The sequence below is a fragment of the Bacillus sp. FSL M8-0063 genome, assembly GCF_038005545.1.
GTDB lineage: Bacteria > Bacillota > Bacilli > Bacillales > Bacillaceae_G > Bacillus_A > Bacillus_A wiedmannii.
On record NZ_JBBOTJ010000001.1, the window covers coordinates 4,362,813 to 4,375,687 of the forward strand.

General features: G+C 37.6%; 7 protein-coding genes and 8 tRNA genes. 3 read left to right on the forward strand and 12 right to left on the reverse strand.

Annotated features, from left to right (window positions below; genetic code table 11):
* Window positions 1-11 precede the first annotated feature (11 nt).
* Both glgC and glgB read right to left on the reverse strand, forming a co-directional pair.
* Entirely contained in the window at window positions 12-1,142 is a 1,131-nt protein-coding gene (gene glgC / locus MKX31_RS22360; protein ID WP_000057613.1) for a glucose-1-phosphate adenylyltransferase, read from the reverse strand.
* Complete coding sequence (gene glgB, locus MKX31_RS22365; RefSeq protein ID WP_098110811.1) at window positions 1,090-3,027, reverse strand: 1,4-alpha-glucan branching protein GlgB; 1,938 nt, start codon at window positions 3,025-3,027, stop codon at window positions 1,090-1,092. Before glgB ends, glgC begins: the two co-directional genes overlap by 53 nt.
* A gap of 472 nt (window positions 3,028-3,499) precedes the next feature.
* Here glgB and MKX31_RS22370 point away from each other — a divergent pair, with 472 nt between their 5' ends.
* Both MKX31_RS22370 and MKX31_RS22375 read left to right on the forward strand, forming a co-directional pair.
* Window positions 3,500-4,105 carry a CalY family protein gene (locus MKX31_RS22370; RefSeq protein WP_064474432.1) on the forward strand — a complete coding sequence of 202 codons (606 nt, stop codon included), beginning with the start codon at window positions 3,500-3,502 and terminating at the stop codon, window positions 4,103-4,105.
* A gap of 32 nt (window positions 4,106-4,137) precedes the next feature.
* Window positions 4,138-8,361, forward strand: a complete 4,224-nt coding sequence (locus MKX31_RS22375; protein WP_340981533.1) for a S8 family serine peptidase — start codon at window positions 4,138-4,140, stop codon at window positions 8,359-8,361.
* Between the two features lie 171 nt (window positions 8,362-8,532).
* On the opposite strand, the gene MKX31_RS22380 is transcribed toward MKX31_RS22375, so the two are convergent.
* Entirely contained in the window at window positions 8,533-9,477 is a 945-nt protein-coding gene (locus MKX31_RS22380) for an L-lactate dehydrogenase (protein WP_000715344.1), read from the reverse strand.
* Window positions 9,478-9,876: 399 nt separating this feature from the next.
* On the reverse strand, window positions 9,877-10,476 hold the full coding sequence (locus tag MKX31_RS22385; protein ID WP_064474430.1) for a TetR/AcrR family transcriptional regulator: 600 nt from the start codon (window positions 10,474-10,476) through the stop codon (window positions 9,877-9,879).
* Between the two features lie 323 nt (window positions 10,477-10,799).
* Between MKX31_RS22385 and MKX31_RS22390 the strand changes: the two genes are divergently transcribed.
* Complete coding sequence (locus MKX31_RS22390; RefSeq protein WP_064474429.1) at window positions 10,800-12,023, forward strand: MFS transporter; 1,224 nt, start codon at window positions 10,800-10,802, stop codon at window positions 12,021-12,023.
* Window positions 12,024-12,186: 163 nt separating this feature from the next.
* On the opposite strand, the gene MKX31_RS22395 is transcribed toward MKX31_RS22390, so the two are convergent.
* From MKX31_RS22395 to MKX31_RS22430, 8 genes are all read right to left on the reverse strand, one after another.
* A tRNA-Glu gene (locus tag MKX31_RS22395) sits at window positions 12,187-12,258 on the reverse strand.
* Window positions 12,259-12,263: 5 nt separating this feature from the next.
* A tRNA-Ser gene (locus MKX31_RS22400) sits at window positions 12,264-12,354 on the reverse strand.
* Window positions 12,355-12,360: 6 nt separating this feature from the next.
* Window positions 12,361-12,435 (reverse strand) — tRNA-Asn (locus MKX31_RS22405).
* 7 nt (window positions 12,436-12,442) lie between these two features.
* Window positions 12,443-12,519, reverse strand: a tRNA-Ile gene (locus tag MKX31_RS22410).
* 10 nt (window positions 12,520-12,529) lie between these two features.
* Window positions 12,530-12,600 (reverse strand) — tRNA-Gly (locus MKX31_RS22415).
* Window positions 12,601-12,613: 13 nt separating this feature from the next.
* A tRNA-Lys gene (locus tag MKX31_RS22420) sits at window positions 12,614-12,689 on the reverse strand.
* 10 nt (window positions 12,690-12,699) lie between these two features.
* Window positions 12,700-12,775: transfer RNA gene (locus MKX31_RS22425), tRNA-Thr, on the reverse strand.
* A gap of 14 nt (window positions 12,776-12,789) precedes the next feature.
* Window positions 12,790-12,865: transfer RNA gene (locus MKX31_RS22430), tRNA-Phe, on the reverse strand.
* Between the last annotated feature and the right edge of the window lie 10 nt (window positions 12,866-12,875).

The following is a 12,875-nucleotide window of genomic DNA, read 5'->3' on the forward strand; positions in this document are numbered from 1 at the left end:
ATCCCCCTTTTCTATTTCCCTTCAGCAATGAGTACTACATCGTCGACATTTTTTTCTGGACGAATAATTGTTCCATCTTCAATAACCATTTCCGAACCAACGATCGCTCTTTCAATCACAACATTTTTACCAATCTTCGCTCCTGGCATAACGACCGAATCAATAACCATACTACCTTCTTCCACCGTCACCCCTTGGAATAACACAGAATGCTTCACGTCCCCTTCAATGACGCATCCTTCGTTAATAAGTGATTCTTCTACTTTTGCCTTTTCTGCAATATATTGAGGTGGCTCATTTGGATTCACAGAATAAATACGCCAATTACGATCATTTAAATTCAGTGATGTTTCATCGCGAAGTAAATCCATATTCGCTTCCCATAAGCTCTTCACCGTTCCAACATCTTTCCAATATCCTTCAAACGGATACGCCATCAGCTTTTTCCCTTCATCTAATAAAAGCGGAAGTACATCTTTTCCGAAATCATTACTAGATTCAGGATTTCTTGCATCCATCTCTAAATACTCTTTCAAAATTGCCCAGTTAAAAATATAAATTCCCATTGATGCAAGATTACTTCTTGGAAATTGCGGTTTCTCTTCAAATTCAACAATCTCCATCTCTTCGTTCGTATTCATAATACCGAAACGACTCGCTTCATCCCACGGCACTTCAATAACAGAAATCGAAACGTCCGCTTCTTTCTCAATATGGTAATCTAGCATTTTACTGTAATCCATTTTATAAATATGGTCGCCTGATAAAATCAGAACATATTCTGGTTCGTACTGACTTAAATAGTTTAAGTTTTGATAAATGGCACTTGCCGTACCTGTGTACCACTTCACCCCTGAAGATTCTGCATAAGGAGGTAACACTGTGACTCCACCGCTTACTCGGTCTAAATCCCAAGCATTGCCGATTCCGATATAGTTATGAAGTTCAAGTGGTTGATATTGCGTCAAAATCCCCACTGTTTCAATACCAGAATTCGCACAGTTGCTTAGCGTAAAATCAATAATGCGATATTTACCACCAAATGGAACAGCTGGCTTGGCTAAATTTTTTGTTAATGCACTTAATCGACTACCTTTTCCCCCTGCTAGTAACATTGCTACGCATTTTTGTTTTTGAGCCATCTTGTTTTTTGCTCCCCTTTCTCGTCTTCACTGGTCGTAATATGGATACGCCAAATGGTGGAATTGTAATTTCTACATGCGCCGCTTGATTATGATACGGCTCTTGAATCGTCTTGAGACGTTTCTTATTCACTTGCCCCGAGCCGCCATATTGCTCAGCGTCACTGTTTAAAATCTCGTTATAATACTCAAAATCTGGCAAGCCTACTTTATAGTTTTCATATGTAGCTTTCGTAAAATTACATACGACAACTAACGCATCTTCTTGTTTATCCCCTTGGCGGATAAACGAGAAAATACTTTGCTCATGATTATTAGCATCTATCCACTGAAATCCTTCAGGTGAATGATCAAGCTGCCAAAGTGGTTTGGAGCGCTTATACAATGCTATGAGCTCTTTAAAGTAATCATGCATATAACGATGCATTTCAAAATCATGTAAATTCCAATCTAAATCTTCAAGGTCTTTCCACTCATCAAACTGCCCGAATTCTCCACCCATAAAGAGTAATTTCTTACCTGGATGAGTAAAGAAATATCCATATAATAAACGAAGTTGAGCAAACTTATCCCAGTAATCTCCTGGCATTTTATTTAATAACGACTTTTTCCCATGAACGACTTCATCATGAGAAAGCGGTAATATGAAATTTTCAGAGTAAGCATATATTAAAGAGAACGTCATTTTCTCATGAATATACTTCCTATACTCAGGCGCACACTCCATATATTTCAGCACATCATTCATCCAGCCCATATTCCATTTGTAATTGAACCCAAGCCCACCTTCATACGTTGGAGCTGTTACAAGTGGCCAAGCTGTTGAATCTTCTGCTGTCATAAGAAAATCTTCATCTTCTGCAAACACCGCTTCATTTAACTCTCGTAAAAATGAAACAGCGTGCTCATTACTTTGCTCTTGTCCTTCTTTATTCCAGTACAGCATGTTCGCAACTGCATCCACCCTGAAACCGTCAATGTGGAAATACTTCATCCAAAATAACGCATTTGAAATTAAGAAATTACGTACTTCCCTCTTCCCTAAATCAAAATTAACAGTTCCCCATACTAGGTTTTCTTGTACATCTATATCTTTATATTCATAAGTCGGTGTCCCATCAAACAAATATAAACCGTGAGCATCTTTACAAAAATGCCCCGGCACCCAATCTAAAATGACACCGATTCCATATTTATGACATTCATCGACAAAATACATCAAATCATGTGGCGTGCCGAATCTACTTGTCGCTGCATAATATCCCGTCCCCTGATATCCCCAAGAACGATCATATGGATGCTCAACAAGCGGCATAATTTCAATATGTGTAAATTGATGTTCCACCACATACGGAATGAGCTCCTCGGCCATTTCTCTATAAGAATACAGAGCGCCATCTTCTTTCTTTTTCCAAGAACCGAAATGTAATTCATAAACTGTCATCGCTTCTTTATAAATCGATTTTTTCTTTCTCTTACGAATCCAGTTTTTATCATTCCATTCATATCCCTCTATATCAAAAACTACAGATGCCGTATTTGGTCTTACTTCTGCATATACTGCGTAAGGATCTGCTTTTAAAATCACATCACCGTCCATCGTTTCAATCGCATACTTATATATCTCATTCTCTTCAATATGCGGTACAAACAAGGACCAAATCCCATCTTCTGTCACTTGTAGCATCTTATGTTGCTCATAATCCCATTCATTAAAATCTCCAACAACACTCATTGCTTTCGCATGAGGAGCCCATACTGTGAATCGTACACCTCGCATCCCATCTTCCGTCACAATATGTGCCCCAAAGATGTTATAACTGTCATAGTACTTTTCTGTATGAAACTCATCTCGTTTCACTTCTTCACAATTTATTACATCCAATATGTTCACCTCACTAAGATGACAGAAATTTTTTACTCTTTATCATTTCTGCGAAAAACTGAAATATCCTTGTTATTTTTTAAAAAATATTCGTTTTTTTCTTTAATTTCGCTTAAAATATTCAAATTTACTGTGTAAAATATCGAATTTTGACGAATATTCATTACAAACGCTTCATTTCCTACTAGTCTTTCATCCTATTATTTATTTCTCAACCTTTATTTTATTAGATTTATCCTATTTTACTCGCTATTTATCACTTAAAATCGCCACAAAATAATCTGTCATAAAAAATGTTTCTCAACATTTTTTTGTCATAATTTTATTGAAATGGAAAATTCATAAGCATATACTTGTTCTCAATAAAGAACATCGACCTTTCGTAATTATAATTCATAGTGGACTACTGTGTTTACTTATTTATCCTTGTTACGAACGGTCGCTATAAAAAATTTAACTAGGGGGCTTTCTTATGTCATTAAAACAAAAGGTTGGAATGGGAGTTGTCACAGCTTCACTTGGCTTATCCCTTACATTCGGTGGTGTATTCGCCTATTTCAGTGATGCTGAAACATCTAGTAACTCATTCCAAGCTGGTACACTAGATCTTTCTATTAACCCAAGTGTAATCGTTAACGTGAAAGATTTAAAACCAGGCGATTTGATTGAAAGAAATTTCAAGCTTGAAAACAAAGGATCATTGGATATTGCGAAAGTAGCACTTGAAACATCCTATGACGTTACAGATGCAAAGCAAAATAATGATGGTGAAGATTTAGGGGATCATATCATCGTCAAATTTTTAGTGAATGATGGAAAGCCATCTAATCCAAACGATGATCATGAAATTTTGTGGGAAACAAAACTATCAAAATTAAAAACTATGAAACCTGAAGATGTAGCTACTTCTCTAGAACGTCATAACTTAATAGATGGTATTAAATCTGGTGAAACAGATTCCTTACATGTGCTCTTCTCCTTTGAAGATAACGACCAGGATCAAAATAAATTCCAAGGTGATTCCTTACAGCTAAACTGGACATTCCATGCAGAGCAAACACCTGGCGTGGAGAAATAAATTTTAAAATATAAATTATCGGAGGCCTATATATGAAAAAGAAAAATCGTTTTGTTACCGGAATTGTAACGGCTGGCGTTCTATTTTCAACTGCCCTTCCGTTCAATGTTCTCGCTGAAAACCCAATTAACCAAATTGACTCTTCCAGCGCCCAGTCTTTACTATCAAAACTTTCTAAAGAACAACGTCAGGCATTACAAACGTTAGATACCAATCCTGGTTTTACTATTTCGCCAGATATTAATACGAGTAGTTCTGAACCAGTAAATATCATTGTAGAGTTTCAAACTGCTCCAGTAAAGATTAATGAATTAAAGCAAAAAGAAAAAGGGTTACAAGCTGCTCCTAAAAATATAAAAGCACGTATTGATCAAGAACATGAAGAATTCCAAAAAGGACTCAAACGTCTTTATCAATTTAGCCCATCAGTAAAATCAGGGAATTTCCAGTCTGTACAAATTAAACGTTCTTATAAGCATGCTATAAATGGCGTTGCGCTGACATTACCTGCCAATACAGTTGAAGAATTGTTACGAATTGGCGTTGTAAAACGTATTTGGAAAGATTACGAAGTGAAACTAAATTTACCAAAACAAGCAGAGCAGAAAGCACCTCAAAAACTAACAGATAGCATTCCACAAATTGGGGTAGATAAGTTACATAGCGAGGGCATTACCGGAAAAGGAATTAAAGTTGGTGTATTAGATACAGGTATTGATTACAATCATCCCGACTTAAAAGACGTGTATAAAGGCTATCGCGCAAAACCGGGTGAAGATTCTAGTAAGGTAGACCCAAACTCCGTAAAAGGTTGGGACTTTATTAATAACGATGCAGATCCGATGGAAACAACTTATACAGAGTGGCAACAATCTGGTGCTCCTGAATTTGATGATCGCGGTTCTTCCTTCTACACTGCGCATGGTACTCACGTAGCAGGTATCGTTTCTGCTCAAAAGAAAAACAAATCAGATTCCGCAGTAAAAGGTGTTGCACCTGACATTGAACTGTATAACTACCGAGTACTCGGTCCTTATGGAAGCGGAGATAGTTCCGGTATTATTGCTGCAATCGATAAATCTATTTCTGACGGTATGAACGTCATTAACTTATCGTTAGGTGACGATAGCAACAATCCGCTTGATCCAACGTCTATCGCTGTCAATAATGCAATGCTTTCGGGCGTTGTTACAGTCGTTGCTGCTGGTAACTCTGGTCCAAATCCAGCAACACTCGGATCACCAGGCGCTTCTCCATTTGCTATTACAGTCGGAGCAAGTGATAGCTCTATTTCCTTACCGAAACTATCAGGTCATGCTGGACAATTACAATTCCCTAATCTAATTTTATTCGGCAAAAACTTCACTGATAAAATAGAAGATTTCAAAGGAAAATCTCTCCCTATTGAATCTGTAGGAATTGGTACTCCTGACGAGTTTAGTAAAAAAGATGTAAAAGGAAAAATCGCTCTCGTTGCACGTGGTACAATTTCATTTGATGAAAAGATCGCAAATGCGAAACAAGCTGGTGCAACAGCAGTTATTATTTATAACAATGTGGATGGAGAAATTCCTAACTACATTGGCGAAAGCACAAAATACATTCCTGCATTCCGCCTAACGAAAGAAGATGGCGAAAAACTAAAAGCTCAAATCGAACAAGGCAAAACATCCTTAACTTTCGATAAAATCAATTACATTCAAACAGAAGGCGATCATCTTGCAGACTTTAGCTCACGCGGTCCTGTTACATCAAATGATGATATTAAACCTGATATTACAGCGCCTGGTGTTGCGGTACTTTCAACAGTACCGGAATATATTAACGACCCACAAGAAGGTGAAAACTACGATGTTTCCTATGAACGTATGCAAGGAACATCTATGGCATCTCCACATATCGCTGGCGTTGCTGCTCTTATTTTACAAAAACACCCAGAATACTCTCCATTCGATGTAAAAGCGTCTCTTATGAACACTGCTGATGATTTAAAAGAAAAGTATTCCGTATATGAAGTGGGAGCTGGAAGAGTAGATGCTTATAACTCTGTTCACACTGAAACAAGTTTTAAAGTGTTAGATACGACAAAAACGATTGTAAACGATGAAGTGATTGAAGTACCCGAAGAAACTGGATCCATTGCATTCGGTAAATACTATCAAAAAGATGGGGAATCTCTTGAACAAAAACGAAAAATTAAAGTTGAAAATCGCAATAAACAAGAGAAGAAAGAATTTAAAACAGAAATTTCTTATACACCAGCATCTTCTGCTATTAACGATGCTACCGCAAACGGTGTAAAAGTTTCTACTTCTGAAACAATTACAATTGATGCTGGAAAATCAGATGAAATTGAAGCAAAAATCAATATTCCAGCTGGTGCAAAGCAAGGCCGATATGAAGGATATATTCATATTACAAATACGAAAAATAAAGAAGAAACATATCAAATTCCGTTCTCTATTCGTGTATCAGAGCCTGGTATTGAAAATGCACTGTTATCAAGAAAAACAATCTCAACTGATACATCTAAATTCAATCCATACCGTGAATCGTATTTGCACGGGGCATTCCAATTAAACAGCGAACTGGAGACGTTAGACCTTATCGTGAAAGATTCAAAAACAAATAAAGCGCTTGGCTTCATCGGAACGTTAAACACGAGTGGACTAAAAACGGACGTGTATTACTACTTAGATTCATTCTTTAACGGCAGAGTGTATCCTTTTACAAATGATCCTGCAAAACCAATTGGTGATGAGAAAATCGACTTACCAGAAGGTGATTACACAATTGAGTTTGTTGGCTATGATAAAGCCGGAAAAGCACGTGTGAAAGGTGATTATGTCGTAATTGATAATACACCGCCAGAAGTGAAATTAACTGGATTACAGCCTGGTATTTATGAATTAAATGAAGAAAACTATACAGTAGAAGACGGTAAAAAAGCACTATGGATTAAAGGAAATGTATATGATTCTAACGTTGACTACTTAAAAGGAAAAGGATTTAACATTACGCAAGAAGCGAACGGTGTTATGTACTATGATTATTCTCCATACTTGCATAAGTTTTTGCCTATTAATGCAAATGGTGACTTTAAAGTTGGCATTACTCCTGAATCCTTTAAGGTGGAAGGCCCAATGAATACAGGCGTATATATTTTCGATTATGCAACTGCAGGTCCTGACTACCCAAGCGGTGTAAATAACTATTGGTTTATCCCGCAAGGCGCTCAATATGCAAAAGCTAGTTACGATAAAAAGGAATTATATAAAGATGATGAATTCACTGTGACGCTAAACGCCAAACATGTGAAACAATTTATATCTGGAGAATTTAACGTAAAATTCCTAGAGAAGAACTTCAAATTTGCAAATGCGAAATTGAATCCTGCTTTTGAAAAGCTCCTTTCTGAAAAAGGGGTAACGGCAAAAGTGAATGAACCTAAATTAGAAGAAGGTTCTGTCACAGTAGGCGGAGCTATCGATGACAAAAACTTTGCTGGGTTAGATGGTGATTTCCCGTTCATTGATGTAACTTTCAAAGTAGAAAATGATGAATTTTATGAAGCAAATGCTCAATTAGATTTAGCAGTGTTTGCTTACTGGAAACAAGGTGAATCAGAGCCAAACAGAATGCGTGTACTTCAAGATCAAACATTCTCAGTAATGTCTTTAAACTCACTAGCAGAAGGCAATATTAAACCTGGTGCATTCTTAAATGAACGTGGCTATTTAGATGAGAAATTCGATTATACAAAGCTTGGCGTAAAAGTATATGCAACAGATTCTTACCGTCATAAGTTTGAAGGCTCACTTGATAAATACGGTTACTTCAAACTGAATGGACTTCCTGTTAATAAACGCGACTACAACTTATACGTGGAGATTCCAGGGCATTTAACAAGCCGACTAACAACGAAATTAGGTACTGAAAAAGATGGTAAGCTACTTGGCCAATATTATTATGCACGCCTTAATGAAAGCCTTGCAGGTGATGTAAACGGAGATAAAGTAATTGATATTAAAGATGCAGAAATTATCGCTAGCAACTATGATAAAAAAGGACTGTCTGTAAAAGACGGTGACCTTAACAAAGATGGTATTGTCGACGAAAAAGATATTCGCTTCGTTGAAAAGAACTTCTTGAAGAAAGGTCCAGATGCATCTAACTCAAAAACACCTGTTGAAAAATCAAAAAGCGGTACACTTGCAGATATTTTAAAGAAATTAGGATTAACGCCTAAAAAATAATAATAAAGAGCACTCTATATAAAGTAGAGTGCTCTTTTCTATAAACGACCCTTATCCAGCAAAAGGGGTATATTGGGGATATACAAGGGAAACCGGAAAAGGAATTTATATTAAATTATATGAATTCAGAGGTAGGAAGCAGTGTCCCGCCTCTGAATGGTTTAACAATTATTATAGTACTGGTGCCATTGTTTCTTTTAATACTTTTACAGAATGAGCGAATTTCGCTTTTTCATCTTCATTTAGCTCAAGTTCTACGATCTCACGTACACCTTCGCGGTTAATAACAGCTGGAACTCCTACGAAAGCATCTTTCTCACCATATTGTCCTTCAAGATATGCAGATACAGTTAATACGCTGTTCTCGTTGCTTAAGATTGCTTTAGTTACACGAAGTAGTGACATACCGATTCCGTAGTAAGTTGCACCTTTACGCTCGATGATATGGTAAGCTGCATCACGTACGTTTTCGAAGATTTTATCTAAGTCTTCTTGTTTGTACTGTTCGTTGTTAGCTAAGATTGTTTCTAGTTTTTGTACACCGATAGTAGCGTGGCTCCATACTGGAAGTTCAGTGTCACCGTGTTCACCAACGATGTAAGCATGAACGTTACGTGGATCTACATCTAAGTAGTCACCTAACATGTAACGGAAACGAGCAGAGTCTAAAGTAGTACCAGAACCGATTACGCGCTCTTTTGGTAAACCAGATTCTTTCCAAGTTACGTAAGTTAAAATATCAACTGGGTTTGTAGCGATTAAGAAAATTCCATCGAATCCGCTATCCATAATGCCGCGAACGATTTGTTTAAAGATCTTTGTATTTTTCTCAACTAAGTCTAAACGAGTTTCACCTGGCTTTTGTGGTAATCCAGCAGTGATAACAACTAGATCTGCATCTTTACAATCTGCATAGCTACCGCTCCAAACTTTTGTTGGTGATGGAGAGAATGGTACCGCATGGCTTAAGTCCATTGCTTCCCCTTCTGCTTTTGCTTCATTAACATCTACTAATACGAATTCTTCAGCTACACCTTGGTTGATCATTGAGTAAGCGTAACTACAACCTACAGCTCCTGTTCCTACTAATACTACACGATTGATACCTTTTTTCATGTTAATTTCCCCTCTCTATTGTTCACATATATTTTTTATGATTGTTTAAGTAATTAATTAAAATACTAATTTAATGTTGTTTAACTTCTTTACATTCATATTGTAGCACGTATCATTGTGAATTACTTCACAAATTATGACCTATTTGTGAACTTTTTCACATAGAGTGTAAAGTTGATGGAATAGGTGTGGAATCCATACCAAATTAGGTGTTTTCTTTAGATTGTGAATAAAAATGTAATCACATTATAAGATTAAACTGACTGATCACATCATCCCCTTACAAGATGGACGTCAATTAGCTTATATAGAATACGATGAACTAAATGGATTAGCATATACTTTAACACCTCCCTTTTAACCATTACTGTATATTAATAAAAAGAATATCCGTTAAAATCATGCATTCTTTTCTAGTAATAAACCATCCAATATAAGTGATAGGCTATGCAAAGCTTTAGACAATTGCATCTCTGCATCTTCAGAATTCGCAATCCAACAAGCAAGGTCCACTAGTCCGCCATTTATGAATCTTGCTAAAGCCTCACAGTCCGTCTTTTCAATAATAGAGTCCTTCATTAATTGTTGAAGTATCTCCGCCATCGTCGTTAAACATTTCGACTGTGATGATTGATAATAACTAGTTCCTAATACTGCCGGTGCATCTCGAAGTACGATTCGCTGAATTTCTGGATTAAGTGCCATTGTTAAATACGCACGACAACGCCCAACAAATCCTTCCCATTTTCCTTCGGCCTCATCTGATACTTCCCCTAATTTATTATCCATTTCCATGTCAATTTCTTTTACAACCGCTTCTAACAATCCTTTTTTATCACCAAAATGATGATAAATTGCACCACGTGTTAAACCGACAGATGCTGTAAAATCATCCATAGACGTATTTACATATCCAACTGTACCAAAAGCCTCTCTTGCTGCACTCAGCAATTTAGCACGTGTTTCAGTGATCATTTCTGCTCTTGTTTTTTTAATCATCTTTTCCTCCTACTTCTATTCATCCTCTTTATTCAAAATGAATTGCATTATAGTACCGTTCTCTATGTAAAAGAATAACTCCTTTAAACGTCAGCTCTCTATCTAGAGATAAAACATTTAAATTGACATACGCTCCGTATGTTAATATGATATTGGCATACGGTGCGTATGTCAATTATTTCTAGCTTACAAGATAGTATAACTTCTTACCTATATCCTACATTGACTCACTGTCCCTTTTTATAGAAGGTATTAATGAAACAGAGGAGGAGTTAAAAGAATGAAGAATGTATATGTAAACGTCAAATACTTTGGTGATTATCATGTTTAATTCCTACCGTGAGATTTTCAGTACTCCTGGTACAAAAGGATTCTCATTAGCAGGATTTATAGCTCGGATGTCCATATCAATGATGGGTATTGGTATTATTACAATGTTATCTCAGTTACGTGGTGACTATTGGCTTGCTGGAGCTGTTGCAGCCACCTTTACATTATCATCTGCTTTACTAGCTCCTCATATTTCTCGTATGGCCGATCAATTAGGGCAATCTCGCATACTTCTTCCGACTGCAGGTATCAGTATTTTCTTTACGATCCTCTTACTTCTATGTACGAAATATGAAGCTCCTTATTGGACACTATTTCTATCCGCCTTATGTGCAGGTTGTATGCCAAACATGTCAGCTATGGTACGTGCGCGTTGGACTAAACTATACCGTGGATCCCACAAATTGCATACAGCATTTTCCTTTGAATCGGTCGTCGACGAAATTTGCTTCATAATTGGTCCTGTATTATCTGTCAGTTTAAGTGTTATGTTCTTCCCAGAAGCCGGACCACTTTTATCATCTGTTTTTCTCACAATTGGGGTATGCCTATTCACCATGCAAAAAAGCACAGAACCGCCTGTGCACCCTCATGACATTACAAACAAAGGAACAGTATTTAAAATTGGTTCTTTGCGAGTACTAGTATTGACACTCATTGCTATAGGCACTATCTTCGGCACAATAGATGTCGTTAGTGTAGCTTTTGCTGAACAGCAAGGAAACACAGTAGCTGCTAGCTTTGTGCTTTCTGTCTATGCAATCGGTTCATGCCTTGCAGGTCTAATTTTCGGTACTCTTAAACTCAATACTCCACCCTATAATCAGTTTTTAATAGCAGTCACACTTTCCATGATAACAATGCTGCCACTAGTTCTCGTAAGCACTATTACTTGGCTAGTAGTTATTGTTTTCTTTGCAGGGTTATCTGTCGCTCCTACTATGATTATTACTATGGGGCTTGTGGAAAAAATCGTACCTGAATCAAAAATAACTGAAGGAATGACTTGGGCAATTACAGGACTTGGTATTGGAGTCTCTCTAGGATCAGCAGTAGCTGGTTTAGTTATTGATAACTTTGGAGCTCGTGCAGGGTTTAGTGTTGCTATTATAGCAGGAGGCCTTGCCTTAACTATTGCACTTTTAGGATACAAAACTCTCCACTCCGCATATAGTCATGCTGTTATGAAACCGGATGGGCATTCAGTAGAGAGTTAAAACATATTCAAAAAATAGGATTACCTCTTCTTATGTGTAAGGAGAGGTAATCCTATTTAAATTAATATAACTTTTTAAACTTATTATTTATAATCTCTTATAGCTTCCTCTATATTTATAAACAACAAAAAAGAGATAGCAGATTATGCTATCTCTTTTAGTATGACCCGTACGGGATTCGAACCCGTGTTACCGCCGTGAAAGGGCGGTGTCTTAACCACTTGACCAACGGGCCAATTCTGGCAGAGAAGAAGGGATTCGAACCCTCGCACCGCGTTCGCGATCTACTCCCTTAGCAGGGGAGCCCCTTGAGCCACTTGGGTACTTCTCTATAATATGGCTCCGCAGGTAGGACTCGAACCTACGACCGATCGGTTAACAGCCGATAGCTCTACCACTGAGCTACTGCGGAATAATTATGGTGGGCCTAAATGGACTCGAACCATCGACCTCACGCTTATCAGGCGTGCGCTCTAACCAGCTGAGCTATAGGCCCATAATTAAAAAGCGGGTGAAGAGAATCGAACTCTCGACCAGAGCTTGGAAGGCTCTTGTTTTACCACTAAACTACACCCGCATTAAATTGTAAATGGTGAGCCATGAAGGATTCGAACCTTCGACCCTCTGATTAAAAGTCAGATGCTCTACCAACTGAGCTAATGGCTCATTTTGAAAGTGGTGCCGACTAGAGGACTTGAACCCCCAACCTACTGATTACAAGTCAGTTGCTCTACCAGTTGAGCTAAGTCGGCTTGCGACTTCAAAATGGTGGCTCGGGACGGAATCGAACCGCCGACACGAGGATTTTCAGTCCTCTGCTCTACCGACTGAGCTACCGAGCCTTTATGTAAA